At 45.0% G+C, this 21,217-nt stretch carries 19 protein-coding genes; 11 read left to right on the top strand and 8 right to left on the bottom strand.

What is annotated here, in order from left to right; all coding sequences use genetic code 11:
- Positions 1 to 1,233 carry a pyridoxal-phosphate-dependent aminotransferase family protein gene (locus tag JCM16456_RS19535; protein WP_068717657.1) on the top strand — a complete coding sequence of 411 codons (1,233 nt, stop codon included), beginning with the start codon at positions 1 to 3 and terminating at the stop codon, positions 1,231 to 1,233.
- Between the two features lie 49 nt (positions 1,234 to 1,282).
- Positions 1,283 to 2,518, top strand: coding sequence for an allantoate amidohydrolase (locus JCM16456_RS19530; protein ID WP_068717655.1), 1,236 nt, complete (start codon positions 1,283 to 1,285; stop codon positions 2,516 to 2,518).
- Positions 2,519 to 2,724: 206 nt separating this feature from the next.
- Here JCM16456_RS19530 and JCM16456_RS19525 read toward each other — a convergent pair whose 3' ends face one another.
- From JCM16456_RS19525 to xdhA, 7 genes are all read right to left on the bottom strand, one after another.
- Complete coding sequence (locus JCM16456_RS19525; RefSeq protein ID WP_231894455.1) at positions 2,725 to 3,042, bottom strand: EF-hand domain-containing protein; 318 nt, start codon at positions 3,040 to 3,042, stop codon at positions 2,725 to 2,727.
- 226 nt (positions 3,043 to 3,268) lie between these two features.
- Entirely contained in the window at positions 3,269 to 4,609 is a 1,341-nt protein-coding gene (gene guaD, locus JCM16456_RS19520; RefSeq protein WP_068717653.1) for a guanine deaminase, read from the bottom strand.
- Positions 4,610 to 4,611: 2 nt separating this feature from the next.
- Positions 4,612 to 4,935: a hydroxyisourate hydrolase gene (gene uraH, locus JCM16456_RS19515; RefSeq protein WP_068717651.1), complete on the bottom strand. Its 324-nt coding sequence runs from the start codon at positions 4,933 to 4,935 to the stop codon at positions 4,612 to 4,614.
- Entirely contained in the window at positions 4,932 to 5,414 is a 483-nt protein-coding gene (locus JCM16456_RS19510) for a 2-oxo-4-hydroxy-4-carboxy-5-ureidoimidazoline decarboxylase (protein WP_068717649.1), read from the bottom strand. Before JCM16456_RS19510 ends, uraH begins: the two co-directional genes overlap by 4 nt.
- Positions 5,407 to 6,351 carry a xanthine dehydrogenase accessory protein XdhC gene (gene xdhC, locus JCM16456_RS19505; RefSeq protein ID WP_231894454.1) on the bottom strand — a complete coding sequence of 315 codons (945 nt, stop codon included), beginning with the start codon at positions 6,349 to 6,351 and terminating at the stop codon, positions 5,407 to 5,409. The genes JCM16456_RS19510 and xdhC overlap by 8 nt, the downstream gene beginning before the upstream one ends.
- Complete coding sequence (xdhB, locus tag JCM16456_RS19500; protein ID WP_068717647.1) at positions 6,335 to 8,707, bottom strand: xanthine dehydrogenase molybdopterin binding subunit; 2,373 nt, start codon at positions 8,705 to 8,707, stop codon at positions 6,335 to 6,337. Before xdhB ends, xdhC begins: the two co-directional genes overlap by 17 nt.
- On the bottom strand, positions 8,700 to 10,112 hold the full coding sequence (xdhA, locus tag JCM16456_RS19495; RefSeq protein WP_068717645.1) for a xanthine dehydrogenase small subunit: 1,413 nt from the start codon (positions 10,110 to 10,112) through the stop codon (positions 8,700 to 8,702). Before xdhA ends, xdhB begins: the two co-directional genes overlap by 8 nt.
- 479 nt (positions 10,113 to 10,591) lie before the next feature.
- Here xdhA and JCM16456_RS19490 point away from each other — a divergent pair, with 479 nt between their 5' ends.
- On the top strand, positions 10,592 to 11,227 hold the full coding sequence (locus tag JCM16456_RS19490; RefSeq protein WP_068717643.1) for a TetR/AcrR family transcriptional regulator: 636 nt from the start codon (positions 10,592 to 10,594) through the stop codon (positions 11,225 to 11,227).
- 1 nt (position 11,228) lies between these two features.
- Here the strand turns inward: JCM16456_RS19490 and JCM16456_RS19485 are convergent, their stop codons facing one another.
- The gene (locus JCM16456_RS19485) at positions 11,229 to 12,425 is read right to left on the bottom strand and encodes a GGDEF domain-containing protein (RefSeq protein ID WP_162266557.1); all 1,197 of its coding nucleotides are present in this window, start codon (positions 12,423 to 12,425) and stop codon (positions 11,229 to 11,231) included.
- A gap of 272 nt (positions 12,426 to 12,697) precedes the next feature.
- Between JCM16456_RS19485 and JCM16456_RS19480 the strand changes: the two genes are divergently transcribed.
- From JCM16456_RS19480 to JCM16456_RS19445, 8 genes are all read left to right on the top strand, one after another.
- Positions 12,698 to 13,066, top strand: coding sequence for a late competence development ComFB family protein (locus JCM16456_RS19480; RefSeq protein WP_068717640.1), 369 nt, complete (start codon positions 12,698 to 12,700; stop codon positions 13,064 to 13,066).
- 13 nt (positions 13,067 to 13,079) lie between these two features.
- Positions 13,080 to 13,358, top strand: coding sequence for an HlyU family transcriptional regulator (locus JCM16456_RS19475; protein WP_068717638.1), 279 nt, complete (start codon positions 13,080 to 13,082; stop codon positions 13,356 to 13,358).
- A 518-nt stretch (positions 13,359 to 13,876) separates the two neighbouring features.
- Positions 13,877 to 15,430 carry a Re/Si-specific NAD(P)(+) transhydrogenase subunit alpha gene (locus tag JCM16456_RS19470; RefSeq protein WP_068717636.1) on the top strand — a complete coding sequence of 518 codons (1,554 nt, stop codon included), beginning with the start codon at positions 13,877 to 13,879 and terminating at the stop codon, positions 15,428 to 15,430.
- 11 nt (positions 15,431 to 15,441) lie between these two features.
- Positions 15,442 to 16,821 (top strand): Re/Si-specific NAD(P)(+) transhydrogenase subunit beta, encoded by a 1,380-nt coding sequence (pntB, locus tag JCM16456_RS19465; RefSeq protein WP_068717635.1) that lies wholly within the window; start codon positions 15,442 to 15,444, stop codon positions 16,819 to 16,821.
- Between the two features lie 129 nt (positions 16,822 to 16,950).
- Positions 16,951 to 18,426, top strand: coding sequence for a sensor histidine kinase VxrA (vxrA, locus tag JCM16456_RS19460; protein ID WP_068717632.1), 1,476 nt, complete (start codon positions 16,951 to 16,953; stop codon positions 18,424 to 18,426).
- Entirely contained in the window at positions 18,401 to 19,060 is a 660-nt protein-coding gene (gene vxrB / locus JCM16456_RS19455) for a response regulator transcription factor VxrB (RefSeq protein WP_068717630.1), read from the top strand. Before vxrA ends, vxrB begins: the two co-directional genes overlap by 26 nt.
- 3 nt (positions 19,061 to 19,063) lie before the next feature.
- Positions 19,064 to 19,942, top strand: a complete 879-nt coding sequence (locus JCM16456_RS19450) for a DUF2861 family protein (RefSeq protein ID WP_068717628.1) — start codon at positions 19,064 to 19,066, stop codon at positions 19,940 to 19,942.
- A 59-nt stretch (positions 19,943 to 20,001) separates the two neighbouring features.
- Positions 20,002 to 21,180, top strand: coding sequence for a conjugal transfer protein TraF (locus JCM16456_RS19445; protein WP_068717626.1), 1,179 nt, complete (start codon positions 20,002 to 20,004; stop codon positions 21,178 to 21,180).
- The last annotated feature ends 37 nt before the right edge of the window (positions 21,181 to 21,217 follow it).

The following is a 21,217-nucleotide window of genomic DNA, read 5'->3' as shown; positions in this document are numbered from 1 at the left end:
ATGGAAAATCAGGACTCTCTTTTTGAAACACTCAATCCCCCACAACGTCTACTAATGGGCCCAGGCCCAATTAATGCGTATCCACGAGTGCATCAAGCCATCTCCCAATCGTTAATTGGACAGTATGATCCTGTGATGACGGGCTACATGAACCAAGTCCAAAGTCTCTATCGTGGCGTGTTTGCCTCACAAAATAAGCAAACATTGTTGGTTGATGGGACTGCGCGCTCTGGGATTGAAGCGTGTTTGGTTTCGATTTTAAAACCGGGCGATAAAGTGTTGATTCCTGTGATTGGCCGCTTTGGTCATTTGCTGTGTGAAATCGCCCAACGTGTTGGTGCGGAGATCAAAACCATTGATATTGAGTGGGGACAAGTGTGCCCAGCTGAGCGCGTAGAAGAAGAGATCAAACGGTTTCAACCCAAATTGGTTGCCACCGTACAAGGGGATACCTCGACCACGATGAACCAACCGCTCAAAGAAATTGGCGAAGTGTGTCACCGTCATGGCGTGCTGTTTTACTGTGACGCCACTGCGTCTATTGCGGGTAATGATCTTCTGGTTGATGAATGGCATCTTGATGCCGTATCTGCTGGGTTACAAAAATGTTTGGGCGGCCCTTCAGGTTCGTCACCAGTAACGTTAAGCGATCGCTGCGCAGAGGTGATCAATCGTCGTAAACACGTTGAAGCGGGTATTCGCGCCGCTCATCACGAGCAAGGCGATGATGTGATGATTCAATCTAACTACTTTGATCTGGCGATGATCATGGATTATTGGGGACCAGAGCGTCTTAATCACCACACCGAAGCCACATCTATGCTGTATGCCGCTCGCGAATGCGCGCGTATTTTCCTTGAAGAAGGGGCAACCAATGTTATTGCACGTCACAAAGAGGCTGGTGATGCGATGGTGGCAGGATTGCAGGCAATGGGATTGGCGGTTTTTGGTGACCAATCGGTGCGTATGAACAACGTGGTTGGTGTTTATATTCCTAATGAAGTCAATGGCGATGCCGTACGTGGTGAATTGTTAAACCGATTTGGGATTGAAATTGGCACCTCATTTGGTCCACTGCACGGCAAGATTTGGCGCATTGGCACCATGGGTTACAACGCACGCCAAGAATGCGTGTTGACCACGTTGGCGGCGCTGGAAGCGATTTTGCTTAAACACGGCGCGCGAGTTGATGCAGGACAAGCAGTCGCAGCAGCGATGGCGCTGTATTGTTAAGTGCGATAACTCGTTACGTTTTATTCATGAGCAAGAGCAAGGAATGCGAATGACAGATTTGAAACTCTCAGCCGAGTCGATCATGACGCGTGCCGATAGGTTAGCTGAGTTTAGTGCTGATGAAGGGCAACTTACTCGCGCATATCTCACGCCAGAGCATCGCGCAGCTCATCAGCAACTGGCTGTCTGGATGAAGGACGCAGGGCTTGAAAGTTGGGGCGATAGCGTGGGGAATCACTGGGGGCGCAAAGTGTCCCCCAATCCTACGCAACCAACGTTGATAATTGGTTCTCATAGTGACACTGTCACCAATGCCGGTAAATATGATGGTAACTTAGGTGTTCTGTTGGCGATAGAAGCGTTGAGCTTACTGCGCGATGTCACACTGCCTTTTCATGTCGATGTAGTCGCGTTTGCTGATGAAGAAGGCACTCGCTTTAATACCACTTTGATTGGCTCTTCGGCGGTGGCGGGACGCTATGATCGCAACTGGTTATCGGTGGCTGATAGTGACGGTGTCACTATTGGTCAGGCGATGGAACAGTTTGGTTTATCACCAGAGCAAGCGGGGATGGATGCTCGCCAACCTTCGGATGTACAAGCCTATCTTGAAGTCCATATTGAACAAGGTCCAGTACTGGAAGCGCAGAATTTGCCGGTAGGCGTCGTAACCGGTATTGCGGGGGCAAAACGTTTTCAATGCCAAGTGAAAGGTATGGCTGGGCACGCTGGTACGGTACCGATTCATCTGCGTAAAGACGCCATGTGTGGTGTTGCTGAAATGGTGCTCTGTATTGAGTCGTATGCAGAGCAGCGCGGCATAGTCGCCACGGTTGGGATTTGCGACACCGTTAAAGGGGCAATCAATGTGATTCCTGGTGAAGTGCATTTCACCATTGATATTCGCAGTGCCAAGCAGGCGCTTTTAGAGGATGCCGCCCGAGAGTTAATGCATAAATTGGCGGATATTGCGAAGCAGCGTCATCTTGCTCTGACCAGTCAAACCATTTACCAAGCCACCGCGGTTGAGTGCAATGAAACCCTCACGCAGCGTTGGTCGAATGTGGTGGAGAAATTAACAGGACACACACCGTGTTTGCTACCAAGTGGTGCAGGTCACGATGCGATGGCCATGGCGCATCTTGCTCCTATTGCCATGCTGTTTGTGCGTTGCGATAAAGGGATTAGCCATCATCCTTTAGAGAACGTGATGGTGGATGACGTGAAAGTGGCACTCGATTGTTTTATTGAGATGATCAAAACGTTCAACGCAACTACGTACTAACCCAGTTCATTGCTACCCAGACCGTTCACCCCAAAAATAGAGAGGGATGAACGGTTTGCTATCTCATTTTTTGCCCAGTATAAGTGGGACACACACTCTTAATCAGTATAAGCGGGACACACACCATAAGATGAGGCCAATTACAGCCGATTAGCGGCTGCAATTAAACGGGACACACACTCTTAATGGCTAAATTGATATGACGATTAATCCTCATCCGAATTTTGGTCGTGTCCACCGCGACCTTGTGGCGGTTTGTGGTTGCGCATAAAGGTATCCATTTCTTGTTCGGTAACTTGTCCGTCACCATTGGCATCGATTTGACTAAAGTCGTTACGCATTGGCCCTTGCACTTCGTCTTCGGTTAATACGCCATCGCCGTTGCTATCAAAATCGCTGAAACTGGGTGGATGTCCATTGCTTGGCATTTGCGGTGGTTGACTGTTGGAGAAAGAATCACTGGCGAAAGAGGGAAGCGAGACACTCAGCGAGCAGCTAAATAGACAAATAAGTAAGCGGTTCACACAATTATCCTTGATGTTATTGATTAGATGGGTATTTTAAGGTTTGACCTAGAACACTAGGTACCAGAATAAGACATCCAACGGTTCAATAGTTTCTTTCTTTACTATTGTTTACAGTCATTGAAATCAGAGCGTTGGAAGAAAGTCTCGTGAGTGATTTTTAGGGGATAGTAAAGAGAAAGACTGGCAGTGTACCAGTCTTTCACATCTGTCTAACTAGAAATGATTAGGACGGATTGGTCGCTGAAAAAGCTGGATGGAACAGTTGATGTTTGTTGCGATCAAATACTTTTACACCAGACACATAGGTTTGTTCGATCACTCTTTCATCACCTAAGATAATCAGAGCAAACAGTTCATCTTGCAGTGATTTAGCACCTTTTACACGTTGTTCAAGCATTGGAAATGCCCGTGGGTTTAATTCGATAAAGTCTGCTTCTGTTCCTACATTCAAGTTGCCAATTTTGTCTTGCAACTTTAAAGCAATCGCCGAACCTTGAGTGCAATGATAAATCGCTTCAAATGGATCTAAACTGCAGTGTTGTAATTGGCAGACTTTATACGCATCGGCTAGGTTGGCAAGCAAACTCATTGACGTTCCTGCCCCGACATCACTGCCAAAGGCAATGTGAGTGCCACTTTGTTTGATTTTATCAAACGGGAATAAACCGCTACCTAAAAAGAGATTTGACGATGCACAACAGGCGAGAGTTGCACCTGAGGTAGATAATCGCTGCATTTCTGAATCGGTTAAATGGACGCCATGGGCGAATATGGCACGTTCGCGTAATAATCCTGCAGATTCGTAGACGTCCAAATAGTCTTTGTTATGTGGAAACAGTTGCTGCACTAGTGCCACTTCTTTTATGTTTTCACTCAAATGCGTTTGAATAAAGACATCGGGGTATTTGTGGGCCAAATGGGCCGCTTTTTTCAGTTGTTGCGGGGTACTAGTCGGTGCAAAACGCGGGGTAATTGCATAGAGCGCACGTCCCTTATTATGCCAGCGTTCTATTAGGTCGATACTATCGAGATAGCCTTGCTCGGGGTTATCTCTTAGGCCATCTGGGCAAAAGCGATCCATCAGCACTTTGCCGCAAATCATTCTTGCATCATAGGCTTGAGCGGCTTCAAAAAACATGTCGACTGATTGGGGAAATACCGTCGCAAATACGCCTGCAGTTGTTGTGCCGTGGGCAAACAGCTGTTCTAGAAAAAGGCCAGCTTGTTCTTTTGCGTATTCCCGCTGGATAAATTTCATTTCGGTTGGAAAGGTATAATCATGGAGCCAGTCGAGCAGTTGTTGACCAAAGCTGGCGATCATCTCAATTTGGGGATAATGTGCATGCGCGTCTATAAACCCCGGCACCAATAGTCCTTGGTGGTGAGTGATTTGATCTGCGGATTGTGGATGTGCTTGTAAATAGTCTTTCGCATCCCCCAAGTCGATGATTTTTCCTTCTTTAATCACCAATATACCATCGTCAAAATACTGATACTGTTCACTCGGTGAATGCGTGTCGTGAGGAAAATGAAATAGACGTCCGCGATGTATTTCTAATGACATGACTAACTTCCTCGGTAGCTGCTAAAGGCAAACGGGGAAAGTAACAGAGGAATGTGATAGTGCCGCTTGTCGGTGATAGTGAAGTGAATATCGATCATCGGGAAAAATACCTGTCCAAATTGTGCTTCACAGTAGGGCGCAACGAGGAAACGCAGGGTGTAATTGCCTGCAGCAAAGTGAGTGTCACCAAAATCCACGCGACCATCGGCTCCAGTAATGCCTTCCGCAAGGCATTCAAAACTTCCTAAACGAAATACTTTGACGGTAATGTCTGATGCAGGAATACCGTTGGTATTGTCTAGTACATGACAGCTTAATTGACTCATAAATAGGCTTCCATCCTGATATGACTGATTTTCCTTTGCTCTTGAGCTGCAATCAGTATCTCTTGATCTCGCGAATTGGGTAGGCGAGCCTTAAGCAACGCGAGCATCTCTGCGGCGGTTTTGCCACTGGCACACACGATAAAAATGAACCCAAACTTTTCAAGATACACATAATTTAACTCATGTAGCTCTGCTACTATATCATGTGCAGCAAGTTTCACTAGTCCTTGTTCTTGCTCACTTAAATTTCGACCGTGGGCGTACTTCTTTTTCAGTGTATCGATATTGCCAATCATCGGGTGGCCATGAAACGCTTCAAGCCAATCGGCTTCAGTTAATTGATCAAAAGCGCGATCAGCTAATTGCAACCAGTGCGTTGAGTCATGCTGTGCTACGGCGTCGGCCATTAGCGTTTGCCAGTGTCGACTGGCGCAGATTTGTTTGAGTTGCTCACTACCTAGCGTGTTTTTTTCATCCATGATGGGGTTCTCTTAGCTGTTTACGCGCCTCATTGGCATGTTGCCAACGGAGTGCCAATTGTGACTCTTTGGGCTCAGTCTGTTCACTTGCCTTATCCATGGCAAAGCGTTGTATCAGTTGTCCTGCTATCGAGACGGCCACTTGCATCGGCAGTTTTCCCGGCACAGTATCAAGGCCAATCGGACAGGTTAACTGCTCGGTCCATTGTGGATCCGTTAGATCTTCTTTTAACCGATACAAGAAACGCTGCTTTTTACCTTGCGACCCAATTAACCCGACAAAAGCAAAGCGTTGCTCGGAAAGGGCCACTTTACACAGTTCGTAATCAAGCTGGTGGTCATGAGTCATGATGACAAGGTAACTACCACTTGGCAATAGGGATATTTCTGACTGTGGGACAGTATGATATTGCCGATTGACGCTTATCGAAGCGAGTTTATCTAACCACTCTTGGCGGCTATCAATCACCGTCACGTGGCAGGGTAAATGATCAAGGATAGAACATAGATTAGCACTGATATGACCCGCCCCAAAGATGACCACACGCGGTATATCAGTTTGAAAATATTCAAACAGCACTTGCACTGCGCCGCCGCAGCATTGACCAAGGTCGGCGGCTAATGCAAAGCGTTCAATGCCCATTTCAGCATTACCTTGAGTCAGTGCGTTGCGTGCATGCTCAATCACTTGGTATTCCAAATGACCGCCACCCAGAGTATCAAACTGCTCAGTAAAGCTAATGACCATTTTTGCGCCGCTGGCACGCGGTACGGAACCTGTGTGGGCAAGCACGGTTGCAACACAGTAGGGGTGTCCTAATTGGTTGAGCTGCTGACACGCACTTAACCAATCTAAGGTGTGTGTCCCCGTTATTTTCCCGTCAGTAAAGGTGTGTGTCCCGCTTATTTGGGTATGTGAATCATTCATATTCGACATGAGCTTCCTCCATTACTGAGTGCTGCATTGCTTTGCGCATGGCCATGCAGGCCATTAATATCTGTTCTCCCGTTGCCGGCGCATGCAAGTTAGGGTCAAACTTATGGTTACCAATTGAGGCAATCGCGTCGTAAATGGCACACCAGACACTAATGCCATGCATAAATGGTGGCTCGCCAACGGCTTTTGAGCGATAGATGGTTTGCTCGGGATTGGGGTTGGTGTAAAGATCAATTTGCAGTGATTTGGGGTAATCGCCAATGCTTGGAATTTTGTAGTTCATTGGGCTGTTGCTGAGTAATTTACCCTGTGTGTCCCACACCAACTCTTCTGTGGTTAACCAACCCATTCCTTGAATAAAACCACCCTCTATTTGGCCTATATCGATGGCCGGATTAATACTCTGACCGACATCATGCAAGATATCGACCCGATCGATGGTACTTTCCCCCGTTAAGGTATCAATGGTCACTTCGCTGCATGAAACGCCATGGGAAAAATAGTAGAAAGGGCGCCCACAACCCATACTGCGATCGTAACCAATCTTAGGGGTCTGATAATAGCCAGTAGAAGAAAGCGAGACACGATTGAGATAAGCCATTTGCACCAGTTCACGCCAAGAAAGGGCTTTATCCCCATACGCGACTTCTTCTTGTTCAATGGTCAGTGTTTCAGTTGTGGCGAAGTGACGCTGAGCCACTTCCAGCAAACGTTGTTTAATAATGACCGCTGCGTTGTAAGCTGCCATGCCATTTAAATCAGCACCGGAAGAAGCCGCTGTCGGAGAAGTATTGGGCACTTTATCGGTACGAGTTGAGGTCACTAGAATTTTATCTGGGTGAATACCAAAAGCTTGGGCGACAATTTGTTGAACCTTGGTGTGTAAGCCTTGCCCCATTTCGGTCCCGCCATGGGAGACTTGAACCGAGCCATCGGTATAAATATGGATTAATGCGCCGGCTTGGTTGAGATGCTGGGCGGTAAAGGAAATGCCAAATTTCACCGGAGTCAGTGCAAGACCTTTTTTAAGCACAGGGCTAGTTTGGTTCCACTTATCAATGATTTTGCGCCGCTGGCGATAGTCACACGATTGTTCCAGTTGCTTCATCATCGTAAGCATGGTTTGGGTTTCGTCGGCTTTCATCCCGTAAGGGGTCACATCGCGGTTTGGACGATAGAGATTGTCGTAACGAACATCCAAGGCATCGCGACCTGTTAGTAATGCAAGTTGCTGCATCACTTTTTCAATCACAATCATTCCTTGCGGACCGCCAAAGCCACGAAAAGCGGTATGGGAACAGGTGTCTGTTTGCAGGCGATTGCCAGAAATACAAGCCTGACCTAGCGAATAGGCGTTATCGGCATGGAACATTGCGCGGTCAACAATCGCATCGGATAGGTCGGCTGAGTGCCCACACAACCCATTGATATCGATGTTGGCAGTAGATATTTGGCCCTTGGCGTTGGCGCTAATTTGGTATTGATTGTAAAACGGGTGACGTTTACCCGTAGCTTGCATGTCGATGCGTCTTGGTAAACGCAATTTCACCGGTTTGTTAGTGATGGTCGCCCCGAGTGCCGCCAAGCAAGCCCACTGCGCTGCTTGGCTCTCTTTACCACCAAAACCACCGCCCATACGGCGCATATCCACGACCACTTGATTAAAATCGATGCCGAGTACTTCACCAATAAGCTTTTGTACTTCGGTTGGATTTTGCGTGGAACTTTGGACAAAAATGCCACGATCTTCGGTTAACTGGGCGAGGGCACATTGACCTTCTAGATAGAAGTGTTCTTGCCCGCCGATATGAATATCACCGGTTAGTTGAATCGGTTGGCGATCCAGTGCTTCGTACAATATTGAGGTGCCAATGGTGTGATTGGGCAGTAGTGGCGCTTGACCTTGCGTTTGGCTAAAGGTAATGGTTGGTTGCGCTTCAGTTTGATATTCAACGTTAGCGTGCAATGTGGCTTGCCAAGCTTGTTGATGTGTTTTGGCAATCACTAAGGCGATGGGTTGGCCAAAGTAACGAATCTCATCATCGATGGTCAGCAGAGGATCGCCTTTATGCACTGTACCAATGTCTTTTTCGCCAGGAATGGCATCTGCGGTTAATACGGCAACGACGCCGGTGGCGGATTTGACTGCCGATAAGTCAAGGGAGGAGATTTTTCCTTTGCTGATGCTACTCACGACTAAAGCGGCATGGAGACAACCTTGGGGCGTTAATACATCATCGATAAAAGGGGCGTTTCCACAAGCCTGTTTATGAGCGCTTTCATGTGGCCGGGAATGACCAATTTGAGATGACGCTTGATAGGTGGTTGATGATTTTAATGGGGTGAGTTTACGCATGATGCACCAACCTTGTGGGTATCTGTTGAAGGTTTAAATAAAAGCGTTGCAGTAGATTTTGTACCAGCAAAACACGATATTTTGCTGAGCCGCGAACGTCAGTCAGTGGGTGCACGGTTTTTTCGACAGCCTGTTGTGCTAGGGATAGCGAATGCGCAGTAAAAGGTTGATTAATTAACACCTGTTCAACGGCAGATAAACGAATTGGTCTATCCGCAATGCCTCCTGCGCCGATAGCGCATTGGCTGATGGTGCCATACTTATCAAAGCGAACTTTAATGGCGATACAAACGGTTGAAATATCATCTTCAAAGCGTTTACTGACCTTATAAATCGCATGTTTTTCATTACGTTGTAACTTTGGTAGGTGAACGGCGCTGATCCACTGCGTCGGTTTGAGCACCGTCTGGCGATAACCGATAAAGAAGTCTTGCGCAGCAATGGTTTGCTTGATGTCTCCATCATCTAGCTCGATGCTAGCATCCAAACTGAGCAGCAGAGGAGCAATATCACCAATTGGCGAAGCGTGACCTAAACTGCCGCCAATGGTAGCGCGGTGGCGAATGCTCATACTGCCAATGCGATGAAATAGTTCTTGAGCGCTGGGTAAGTGGATTTTTAGCCACTGATGTACGTCATGCAATGACACTGAAGCGCCGATACGCCAGCCTTGCGAAGACTCACTAATGGAGGTGAGATCGTCAACTTGGGACACATCGATTAAGCTTTCTAAAGGTTGCCATTGCTGAGTTACCGCTAAAGAGAGATCAGTTCCACCAGCAATCAGTTGGGCATTAGGATGCGCGTTGCGCAGGGAACGTAAATCGGCACGTGTTTGCGGTAGGTAATAACCGTTACTCACTAGTGGTTTTACTGTCTTCATCCATAGTAACGTGTCCTCGAAGGACGCCGACAGTGGATCATTGATGGGTTTTTCCATTAGGGAATTAGCAACATCAATAATGGGGCCGTAACCTGTACAACGACACAAGTTACCAGCCAGATAATCAACGGGTTCGCTGGTCAATTGAGCCTGTTTGGATAACGCGTAGAGCGACATCATAAAGCCGGGTGTGCAAAAACCGCATTGTGAGCCATGTGCGTCGATCAAACGTTGTTGAATTGGGTGCAAACTGCCTTGTTGGTTGAGAAATTCGACCGTAATAACTTGTTTACCATGCAATGAATGCAGTGGTGTAATACAGGAGTTGATTTGATGAAAGGTCAATTCTTCTTGGTTATCAAGAGACACCAGCACCACGGTACAAGCCCCGCAATCGCCACTGCCGCAACCTTCTTTGCTCCCGGTCATTTGCTGTTGCTCACGTAAATAGGTGAGTAACATGGTATCGGCGCTCGCCCTTTCAATTTGGACGATTTCACTGTTGATCATTATTTCTAGCATACTTCCTTTGTCCTACTGACCGAAACTCAACACGCTCATTTCGCCACACGTTGGATTCGTTGTTATTGTCGATTACGCGCATTCCATGCACGGCATATGTTACAAATATGCAAAAACCTGACCATGTGTTCAGGTTTACACGTAACGAATAAGGAATTTCACAAACGTTAAAGGGGTCGGGATCAATTTTGCACACAGAAAAAGCCAATGATGGCAGTGGTTAAGAGGGAAAAGTTGCTGTGAAATGAGCAAGTATGGTAGAGGAAGCGATAAACGATAGTGGGATTGATTAGGCAATATCTTGGCAGAGAAAACGAAAAAATGGATAGAGTAAAAAGATAAATTTACCGGAGTTGATGAGAAATTCTGTATAGTTATCAGATAATTCGTTAGTCTATGCGTCACATAATTGTGCAGTTGTATCGAAATGGTGCAAATGAGTCACACTTCATTAAGGTTATTTAAACAGGGAATATGTAGTGCCAAAACAAGTCTCACCTAATCGCTCAGCTTCTGCCGGAGATATTCGTCGTCGTAATGAACAGATCATTTTAGCGGCGGCTGCGGATGAATTCGTGAAACATGGCTATAAAGGAACATCGATTCAATCGATAGCCGATCGGGTTAACCTTCCTAAAGCCAATATTTTGTATTACTTCAAATCGAAAGTGGGTCTTTATAAAGCACTGCTTCAAGACATTCTTAATCTGTGGAATGAAGGGTTTGATGAAGATGCGGCTACGCAACCTCCAACAGACGTACTGCGTCGCTATATCCAAGCAAAGATGCGTTACAGTCGTACTCATCCACAAGAGTCGAAAATCTTTGCCCAAGAGATTATTCAAGGCGCACCAATCATTCATGATTCCATTGAGTTACCGGTGATTGAGTGGACAACGGGTAAAGCGAATGTGATTCAGCACTGGATCGAACAGGAGCTAATTAGACCGATGAATCCGCTGCACTTGCTGTTTTTAATTTGGGGTGCAACGCAGTTTTATGCGGATTTCGACACGGAAATTCTACTGATTAACGGCGACCAATTAAATGACGATGAATTTGATCAAGCTACGGAGTTTGTTATTGATATGGTGCTTCGTGGTATCGCCCTATAACTCATTGCGGGGAGTAGCGTTTAATGCAGTTACGTCCGGAGCTTTTGGCTGAATAAAGCGCTTTGTCGGCATTGTCTAAAATCTCAGTGACACTGTCACCTTGGAGGCTGTCACTGATGCCAATACTCACCGTCAAAGAAAGACAATCTTGCTTGTATCGACTGTGCCGATATTGCCGTCCCTGCGTATTGTCGCTCGGACGTTTGGTATAATTGCGTAGCACCAGTGGATAGCCTGCAATGTCATTACGAACCTGTTCGAGCAATGGCGAACATTGCTCGGTCTCTTTCCCCTTAAACAAAATCAGAAACTCTTCACCACCATAGCGGTAAACACGACCATTTCCTTTGATTAAGGCTAATCGACTGGCAATAAGACGCAGCACGTCATCGCCTGCATCATGGCCATAGGTATCATTGAAACTTTTAAAATGATCAATGTCGACCATAGCTAAGGTGTATTTCTTGCCTAGCTGGCGCAAATCAATTTCCAAAGCCTGTCTGGCGGGAAGTTGAGTGAGCGTGTCTGTAAATGCCATCTTGTAGCTGGTGGAGATCAAGTAGATCATCATCAATACTGCAATAAGAGAGAACATGGTGCTAGAAATAAAAGGCACATCAAAGCGAGTAAATGCGCTGCCAACCACCAGAAGTGTTGAGTAGATCACCACGTCAGAAAGTCGATTGTGTGAATAGACAAGAATTCCAGCATACAGGGTGAGTATCGCAATATAAGCAGCTAGTATTATGGGTAATGGCGAGCTAGTGACCTGCGTGCTCGAGAGAAACTCAATGAAGTATGTCATGATGACATTATCGAAATCAGAGATAAGTAAGCTAGCCCATCCTATGATTAGGCCTAAGCTCAATAGAAAAGCTAAGAAGCCAGGATGCCAAATAGTTTCGTTCTTGAATAAGTAGATCTGCCAACAAGCAACTGGCAACAGAAGCGCGAACAGAGAGAGCTTAATTAGAGATAAGTGTTGGTCTGCTGGTTCCGACAAGGTGTGTTGAATCAACCAATAAGATGCCAATAATGCGACAGAAATCATCGCGATTCGCCCTTGACGAAAGAAGTAGGCAATTAGGAAGGCGCAACAAAGCAGTACGTATGGCATGTAGATAGCAAATCCAAGATTGGCCTGCATGACTTGAATAACGCTGTTCATCCCAGACCAAAGCAAACTGATCAAGAGCACAGGTAAAACAATTCTAAACCAATGTGATGTGAATAAGCGTGTATACATGTATATAGATGACGCCAGCAACTCTGGTTAAGGTTAAAAGAGCGACATGCTAAACGGCCTCCAAAGTAAATGAAAAGACTATTTTAAGTCGAGAGCGACATTTTTAAACTGAATCCAATAAATGAGGCAACTTAAGCAACAGTTACATCGCTTAAGATTGATTTGTTGATAGAAGTCTAACTGTTGATTAGTGTTAAAGTTAAGAACGATAAGGGGAGTATCGTATGCAAATTAGTGTCGATGTACATAATTATATGGAAACGTTAGTAGGGCAGATATTGGTGCAAGAGCACTTTACTGAACGCTTTGACCATGAACAATTGGCGGATCTCGCTTGTCTGGCACTTAATCAGCTAAGACCGGTTTACATTCGGCATGATATCGATTTTTTATCGGCTTTGCCTGAAGAGCGTCTTGTTGTCCTTAAACAGCATGCGGAAACCGCAATTAGTGTTTCAATGGCAATGATTGTTGAAGACCGACGCAAAAATCGCGATACTGATATTCCAACAACTTGGCATACCCCAAGGTTTGATGAAGACTCAGAGCTTGAATGGTACGAAACGCCGGTTGTAACACCCAAAAACCACTAATTAAGGAGTTATTGTGGGGCTGTTTTCTCGTTTATTTGGTGGAAAATCGACACCAGAAGTGAAAGAAGTAACGCCAATCGAATACAAAGGCTATTTGATATACCAAGAGGCGCTCTCTGAAGGCGGTCAATATCGTATTGCCGGCCGAATCACTAAACAACTTGGTGATGAGGTGAAAACCCACCGTTTTATTCGCTCCGATGTATTACCAAGTCAAGCGGATGCAAATGAATTGATGCTACGCAAATCTCAAATGTTTATCGATCAAATGGGTGACAGTATTTTCTCCTGATTCCCTCTTTGTTCTCGTTTATTAGCGTCACTTTTTGTGGCGCTTTTTCTTGTTGATTCACAGAACCTTTCTCTCCTTTTCCTTTAAACTGAAATTGTTATCGTATTGGCTCCATAGATTAAAGTGGCTGATGTGGACGCGTTAACAATACTCGCTAGTCATCTTAGTCAATCACCGTCATAGGATAACAGTGGAAGTTCGTACTACCGGAGATAATGTCGAGACAGTTCTTGGTGTTATTGAATCTTACTATACCCAAATCACTTAAAGATGTGGTTTTAGCAAGAAAGTTCTCGTTCTTAGAGGCTCATCAAGAAGCCCATTTCTGTGCCCTTTGCCAGAACGCGTTGATGAAACTATGAGTTCTGCATCTTGAGATCATTTGGGGATATCTGTAAGTAAATGAATTTTTGTAGATAAATTGGGCATTAGTTAGAAATTTACATACAAACGCTTGCAGTGCATCTCAGCCTTCGATAGAAACGAATATCATCGAGTCAGTATTTCAAGGAAATGATATGCAAATTGGTGTACCAAAAGAAAGGAGTGACGGAGAGACCCGTGTAGCTGCCTCTCCAAACTCTGTTAAGCAATTGATTAAGCTCGGTTTTGATGTTTGTGTCGAGAGTGAAGCAGGTGTTTTTGCCAGCTTCGATGATGCGACATATAAAGAAGCGGGCGCTACCATAGTCAGTCAGGAGGAGGTGTGGGGCTCTGACTTGATCCTAAAAGTTAATGCTCCCTTGTACGGCGAGTCAGCATCGGTTGACGAACTGTCCCTTCTAAAAGAAAACACTACCTTAGTGTGCTTTATTTATCCTGCCCAACATCCTGAGTTAATGGAAAAGCTAGCAGAAAAAAATGTCAACGTGTTAGCAATGGATGCGGTACCACGTATTTCACGAGCCCAATCCCTTGATGCGCTATCATCAATGGCAAATATTGCTGGCTATCGTGCTGTAGTGGAAGCAGCCCACGAGTTTGGTCGATTCTTCACTGGACAGATTACTGCAGCAGGGAAAATTCCGCCGGCGAAAGTGTTTATTGCTGGCGCTGGTGTTGCTGGTTTAGCTGCGATTGGTGCTGCGGGAAGCCTAGGGGCGATGGTGCGTGCGTTTGATGTTCGACCTGAGGTGAAAGAGCAAGTTCAATCAATGGGCGCAGAGTTTTTAACGGTCGACTATCAAGAAAACTCTGGCGCTGGTGATGGCTATGCGAAAGAGATGTCGGACGAATTTAATCGCAAAGCGGCTGAGTTGTACGCAGCTCAAGCGAAAGATGTCGATATCATCATTACCACGGCATTGATTCCTGGGAAACCTGCGCCAACGCTTATCACCAAAGAGATGGTTGATAGCATGAAAGCGGGCAGTGTGATTGTTGATTTAGCTGCCGCCAACGGTGGTAACTGTGAATACACCGTTAAAGATCAAGTGATCACCACCAACAATGGGGTGAAAATTATTGGTTATACCGACATGGTCAGTCGTTTACCAACCCAGTCCTCACAACTTTATGCGACCAACTTAGTGAATTTACTCAAATTGCTGTGTAAAGAAAGTGATGGAACCATCACCATTGATTTTGACGATGTTGTGGTACGTGGGGTTACCGTGATTAAAGCTGGCGAAGTGACCTGGCCAGCCCCTCCTATTCAAGTGTCTGCACAGCCGCAAGCGGCCCCGAAAGCCGCTCAGCCAGTAGTCAAAGCACCAGAAAAGCCGATATCACCTTGGAAGAAAGGGCTTGGCTTGGTCGTTGCGGTAGGCGCTTTTGCTTGGATTGCATCGGTTGCGCCAAGTGCATTCTTGAGCCATTTCACTGTGTTCGTCTTGGCTTGTGTCGTTGGTTACTATGTGGTGTGGAATGTATCGCATTCGTTGCACACGCCATTGATGTCGGTGACTAACGCCATATCGGGAATCATCGTCGTTGGGGCATTATTACAAATTGGTCAGGGACACGGTTTGGTGTCGTTTCTTTCCTTTTTCGCGATTTTGATCGCCAGTATCAACATCTTTGGTGGCTTTACTGTCACTAAACGTATGCTGCAAATGTTCCGTAAAGACTAAGGGAGTAGGAGATGTCTGCACAAATGGTACAAGCAGCGTACATCGTTGCTGCCTTATTTTTCATTATGAGTTTGGCGGGGTTATCAAAACAAACGTCAGCAAAAGCGGGTAACTATTACGGTATCGTCGGGATGGCTATCGCGCTAATCTCAACCATTCTCGGACCTGACAGCCAAGGTGTATCTTGGGTAATTCTGGCGATGGTCATTGGTGCCGGTATTGGTATTCGTTTAGCCAAAAAAGTTGAAATGACCCAGATGCCTGAATTGGTTGCGGTACTGCATAGCTTTGTTGGCTTAGCGGCTGTTTTGGTTGGGTACAACAGTTTCATTGATGCGCCGTTATTGGCGTCGGCGGCGGAACACACAATTCATTTAGTTGAAGTGTTTGTGGGGGTCTTTATTGGTGCAGTGACCTTTACGGGTTCGATCGTGGCTTATGGGAAACTGAGTGGAATGATCAAATCCTCACCACTTAATCTGCCGCATAAACACAAACTTAATCTAATCGCTGTGTTGGTGTCGATTTGGTTATTGATCCACTTTGTGAAGGCGGATGGCAGTGTTTGGGCATTAATTCTGATGACCTTTATTGCGTTCGCATTTGGTTATCACTTAGTGGCGTCGATTGGTGGTGCCGACATGCCAGTGGTGGTGTCGATGCTGAACTCATACTCAGGTTGGGCGGCGGCGGCGGCCGGTTTTATGTTGGCCAACGACCTATTAATTGTGACTGGGGCCTTGGTGGGTTCTTCTGGTGCGATCCTCTCGTATATCATGTGTAAAGCAATGAATCGGTCATTTGTTAGTGTCATTGCCGGAGGGTTTGGCCAGGAAGTGGCCATCTCAAGTGACCAAGAAATGGGAGAATATCACGAAACAACCGCAGAAGAGGTGGCAGAGCTTTTGAAAAACTCTCAATCTGTCATTATCACTCCGGGTTACGGCATGGCAGTGGCACAAGCTCAGTATCCAGTGTTTGATATCACTGAGAAATTGCGTAGCCGCGGTATTAACGTACGTTTTGGAATTCACCCTGTTGCGGGAAGGTTACCGGGTCACATGAATGTGTTGTTAGCCGAAGCGAAAGTTCCGTACGATATTGTGTTGGAAATGGATGAAATTAATGATGATTTTCCACAAACCGATACGGTTCTAGTGATTGGCGCAAATGATACGGTAAACCCAGCAGCGCTCGAAGATCCAACGAGTCCAATTGCAGGTATGCCTGTGTTAGAGGTATGGAATGCAAAACAGGTTATTGTATTCAAACGTTCGATGAATACCGGTTATGCTGGAGTACAGAATCCGCTGTTCTTTAAAGACAATACACAAATGCTATTTGGTGACGCGAAAGCAAGTGTAGAAGCGATATCCAAAGCATTGCAGTAATTTGACGTTTTATTGTCCAAGAAGCCAGCATAGCTGGCTTCTTTTTCATGGTATTAACCATTATTGACAGCAATATAACAAGCCGCGTATATATTTTAAGAATAATGCGTTATAGTATTTTTCAACTTAATGATTTATATAAGAACTCACTTGAGAAAAGCGATAATCATAACAATAGCCGCAATAGGGACATTTTTTACAGCCGCCACAAGGGCGGATTCTCTCCCTGAGCGCATCGATCTTTTCGTATCGCTTTTCGATTACGATTCAGCGGTTGTGTCTTACGATATTCGAAATATCCAAACGGATTTTCCTTCTCGTTTGATTACGCCTGAGAGCATGTTGCCTCAGACCTCTTCATACCCGTTAAGAGCAATCCAACAGTTGTATCAGTTGGCGATGAATTGTTCTGGTACGCTCCCTTACAACCCGCTTGTTACGGAGCCTTTGTCCTTTACGCGTGCCATATGTAATGGAACCAAGTTGCGTCCAGGGTGGTTTGCTCGAAGTGGTTTGATTCACCCCGGCGGTGGTACTTACGCTGCACGATACGTGAAACTGTATCCGAATATGTATGAAGAGATTAAACAGTACATGCATATCGAAGAACGACCACAAGCGCCTAAGGGAACTTTACTAGGTCGCCTACAGGCGATGAATAGTGAATCGATAGAAGCGCTATTATCCGGTTCATTAATGTTTAGCGAACAAAATGAACTTTGGCTAAGAAAAGGGGACAAATACTATGTTTTTAACGAAGATATTTGGAACCATAATGCCAGCCGAGCGGGGCTTGCATATAGTGTAGTGGGCTCTAACAGCGCATGTTTTGTGCAACGAGGTAATATTTGTTGGGATATTGAAGACCATTCCAATTTACTTCGTGTCAGCATGGTAGTGTTGGTCATTGCTAATATTCTCTTGGTATTGGGCTGGTCGGTGTATCGGTGGAATACAAAACGCCAAGAGATGAAAAGCCGTATGTTGATTTTGCAAATTTTGACTCATGAATTACGTACGCCTATCGCAAGTCTCTCGTTAACGGTAGAAGGATTCCGTCGTGAATTCGAACGGTTACCGGAAACGGTATATGATGAATTTAGACGCTTGTGTGAAGACTCTCGGCGTTTACGCCAGCTAGCAGAAGCGAGTAAAGATTACCTACAGTCGGACAATAAACCTTTAGCAACCGACTGGGTTCCTTCAGTTGAAGAATGGTTGCAGTATAAAGTTGAAGAGGAGTTTTCAGACCCCATAACACTTAATATAAATCAGGATGTCGCCGCGAAATTAAACGTCTATTGGCTCGGGACATGTATCGATAACTTGATCCGTAATGCTGTCAAATACGGCATCGCGCCTGTAACACTTGATGTCATTACCACTGATAATTCAGTAACAATCAAAGTGACAGACCAAGGAACATTAACGCAAAAAGATTGGCGTCACTTACGTAAGCCGTTCGTTAGTAAGAGTGGCTTAGGACTTGGCTTAACTATTGTAGAATCGATGGTCGGAAGAATGGGCGGCACCATGACCCTCGTTGGACCACCGACAACATTTATATTGGAGATACCCTGTGAAACAGACATTGCTTCTCGTTGAAGATGATAAAAACCTAGCAGATGGCCTTCTAGTTAGTTTGGAACAAGCAGGATATGATTGTTTACACTCAGAAACTATTGCTGATGTAAAACAATATTGGGAAAAAGCAGATTTAGTCATTCTGGATCGCCAATTACCCGATGGTGATTCTGTCGAACACTTAGCCGATTGGAAAAAAATCAAAGAAGTACCGGTTATTCTTTTGACTGCACTTGTTACAGTAAAAGACAAAGTGACTGGCCTAGATGCTGGTGCAACAGACTATCTGACGAAACCTTTTGCAGAAGCTGAGTTATTTGCTCGGATTCGTGCGCAAATGCGTAGCCCTGAAGGGGAAGGACAAGACGACAGCAAAGTAATAACCAACGATTTGGTCATTGATAAAGCGACTCGAGAAGTGTTTTTCCGTGATGAAATGGTTACCTTAACTCGTACTGAGTTCGATTTGTTGCTATTTTTAGCGAGCAACTTGGGCCGAGTATTTACGCGTGATGAGTTATTGGATCATGTATGGGGTTACAACCATTTCCCTACTACTCGTACTGTGGATACGCACGTATTGCAGTTACGCCAAAAATTACCAGGTTTGGAAATTGAAACCTTACGTGGTGTCGGATATAAAATGAAAGCGTAATTCATGAAAAAATCCTTGTTGTTATTAGGCACGTCATTGTGCGTGCCTTTAACCTCTCACGCTGCGGATTGGTTTGAACAAAGCACGCCATTAACTCAGGCCCATCAACATTTACTTGATGGTGACCTGCAAAGCATGTTTACTTCATTGGTTGAAGTGTGGCAACTTGACCAAGAGAAAAACATAAAAGACCACCTAAATTCTCTTTTAGTACAATCACTTAGTGTTGATTGCGGTAAAGGGCTTGATAGCAAACAATTTCCAGATTGGATAAACAGTATCACGATTCGTCGGTTAAATATCCAAAGTCCAGGGCGTGATGCTTATCAAATGATGGTCAATGTTGCGGCCAAAAAAGAAATTTCTGATATACGCTTATCTAAGTGGGTTGATAAAGACATCTCATCGGATACAAGCTTCAACTCTGTAAATAGTGACAATGTCACAAATGGAATTTATAGCTATGTTAAGCGTTATAACCTAAACAATGACATATCAAAAGGCCTATATCGTATTGATGTAACAGCCGATGACCAGGAATCTTGGAGTGCTTGGGTTATTTTCAGTGAACAGAACGCCAAACAAACGGTACGTTGGGCTTCAAAAGATCACTGGCAAATCGAAAAAAATGCACTTTTAAATAAATTCTGTCCTTTACCCAAGTTAGGGGTATCGGTGTACGACTACGTTAAAGGTAAATATCAGGAAATTTGGAATCACAGTTATGATTCTGATTATCCTACCTCATTACCAGTTGATAGCTTACCTCCCGATCGCTACGTATTAGCGATATCTATGACACAACAACGTTGGCAAGGTCCGATTATTATCGAACAATCACAAGTTATTAGTAAAACTTATGATGTCGCCACAGAAGAATAGCTAAAGTTCGCAAATACTAGGCCGATAAGCAAATTAAATGACTAAACGGCCTAGTACTAATGAAAACGAATTTAAAGCTGATAACGTTGTCTATTTCTTTCGCGGCAGCTAATGCTGTTGCGGGACCATATACCGTTGAAGCCCGTGGTGATGCCATGGGTGGTGTCGGTGTTGTTTCTGGAACTTATCTTACCGCTCCTTTTTATAATCCTGCTCTGACTGCTATTTATCGTCGAAATGATGATGCAGGTATGATTTTGCCAAGCGTCGGTATTAGTTATGATGATCAAGATAGTATGTTAGATACTGTCGATAACATTACCGACATTCTTAACGGTATTGATGGTAGCGTAACGCAAGCTACTGCCGATGAGCTGTCGGGGGAGTTGGACAAATTAGATGGTGCTCAAGTCAATGTTGAGTTGGGCGCAGGTTTTGCATTAGGAATTCCTAACCAATATCTTTCTATGAATTTGTTCGGTAAAGCTTATGCCGAAACATTTGTCACGACAGAAATCGGATCATGCAGCGACCCAAGTAATGCTAATGCTTGTACCGTTGAAAGGGCACAAAACTCTACGGTAACCGCGGTATCAGTAGGAGTTACGGAAGTTGGTTTATCTATGGCAAGATACAGCACTGTATTTGGTCAACACACCTCTTTTGGTATATCACCGAAACTGCAACGAATTTATACGTTTGTTTATCAAACGACGGTCGATGATTTTGACTTAACCGATGCAACAAAAAATAGCGACGCAGAAAATGTTCTGAATTTAGATGCTGGTGCACTTTGGTTCTATGGACCATTTAGAATTGGTTTTTCAGCGATGAATCTGATTAGTCATGATATTCAAACCAAATCTGTATCACCTGCAATTTCTGGTAATTCTAATGTTCAGTACAACTATGAAATGCGCCCGCTCTATACCGTGGGAGCGGGTATTGTTGCCGATTACTTTACACTAAGTGTCGATTATGACTTAAACGAACAACGACGCTATAAAGAATTTGCTGATAACACCCAAATGCTGAGGGTAGGGGCCGAACTTGATCTCTTACGTCAACTCAAGCTAAGAGTGGGTTACAAAAAGAACGTTGCCTATAGTAATACTGAACCAACGTATACTGCCGGTATTGGGTTGTCGCCATTGGGGCTATTCGAAATGGATATCGCTGGTAGCTACACGAATGAAAATTCAATGGGGGCGTACGTTAACTTCCTTGCCACGTACTAACTTTCCCATTATATTCAGGCTCCTTGAATTAAGGAGC

The organism is Vibrio tritonius, from assembly GCF_001547935.1.
In the GTDB taxonomy this organism is placed as follows: Bacteria; Pseudomonadota; Gammaproteobacteria; order Enterobacterales; family Vibrionaceae; genus Vibrio; species Vibrio tritonius.
The sequence above is the reverse complement of the archived record's forward strand: the minus strand, read 5'-3'. Positions and strand labels throughout refer to the sequence as shown.

What these genes read in the sequence shown, in the direction of transcription:
- xdhB (WP_068717647.1), bottom strand. Translation starts at nt 8,707, where the DNA reads ATGCGTAAACTCACCCCATTAAAATCATCAACCACCTATCAAGCGTCA.
- JCM16456_RS19530 (WP_068717655.1), top strand. Translation starts at nt 1,283, where the DNA reads ATGACAGATTTGAAACTCTCAGCCGAGTCGATCATGACGCGTGCCGAT.
- JCM16456_RS19470 (WP_068717636.1), top strand. Translation starts at nt 13,877, where the DNA reads ATGCAAATTGGTGTACCAAAAGAAAGGAGTGACGGAGAGACCCGTGTA.
- xdhC (WP_231894454.1), bottom strand. Translation starts at nt 6,351, where the DNA reads ATGTCGAATATGAATGATTCACATACCCAAATAAGCGGGACACACACC.
- JCM16456_RS19450 (WP_068717628.1), top strand. Translation starts at nt 19,064, where the DNA reads ATGAAAAAATCCTTGTTGTTATTAGGCACGTCATTGTGCGTGCCTTTA.
- pntB (WP_068717635.1), top strand. Translation starts at nt 15,442, where the DNA reads ATGTCTGCACAAATGGTACAAGCAGCGTACATCGTTGCTGCCTTATTT.
- JCM16456_RS19445 (WP_068717626.1), top strand. Translation starts at nt 20,002, where the DNA reads ATGAAAACGAATTTAAAGCTGATAACGTTGTCTATTTCTTTCGCGGCA.
- JCM16456_RS19535 (WP_068717657.1), top strand. Translation starts at nt 1, where the DNA reads ATGGAAAATCAGGACTCTCTTTTTGAAACACTCAATCCCCCACAACGT.
- vxrA (WP_068717632.1), top strand. Translation starts at nt 16,951, where the DNA reads ATGATTTATATAAGAACTCACTTGAGAAAAGCGATAATCATAACAATA.
- guaD (WP_068717653.1), bottom strand. Translation starts at nt 4,609, where the DNA reads ATGTCATTAGAAATACATCGCGGACGTCTATTTCATTTTCCTCACGAC.
- JCM16456_RS19510 (WP_068717649.1), bottom strand. Translation starts at nt 5,414, where the DNA reads ATGGATGAAAAAAACACGCTAGGTAGTGAGCAACTCAAACAAATCTGC.
- JCM16456_RS19480 (WP_068717640.1), top strand. Translation starts at nt 12,698, where the DNA reads ATGCAAATTAGTGTCGATGTACATAATTATATGGAAACGTTAGTAGGG.
- uraH (WP_068717651.1), bottom strand. Translation starts at nt 4,935, where the DNA reads ATGAGTCAATTAAGCTGTCATGTACTAGACAATACCAACGGTATTCCT.
- xdhA (WP_068717645.1), bottom strand. Translation starts at nt 10,112, where the DNA reads ATGCTAGAAATAATGATCAACAGTGAAATCGTCCAAATTGAAAGGGCG.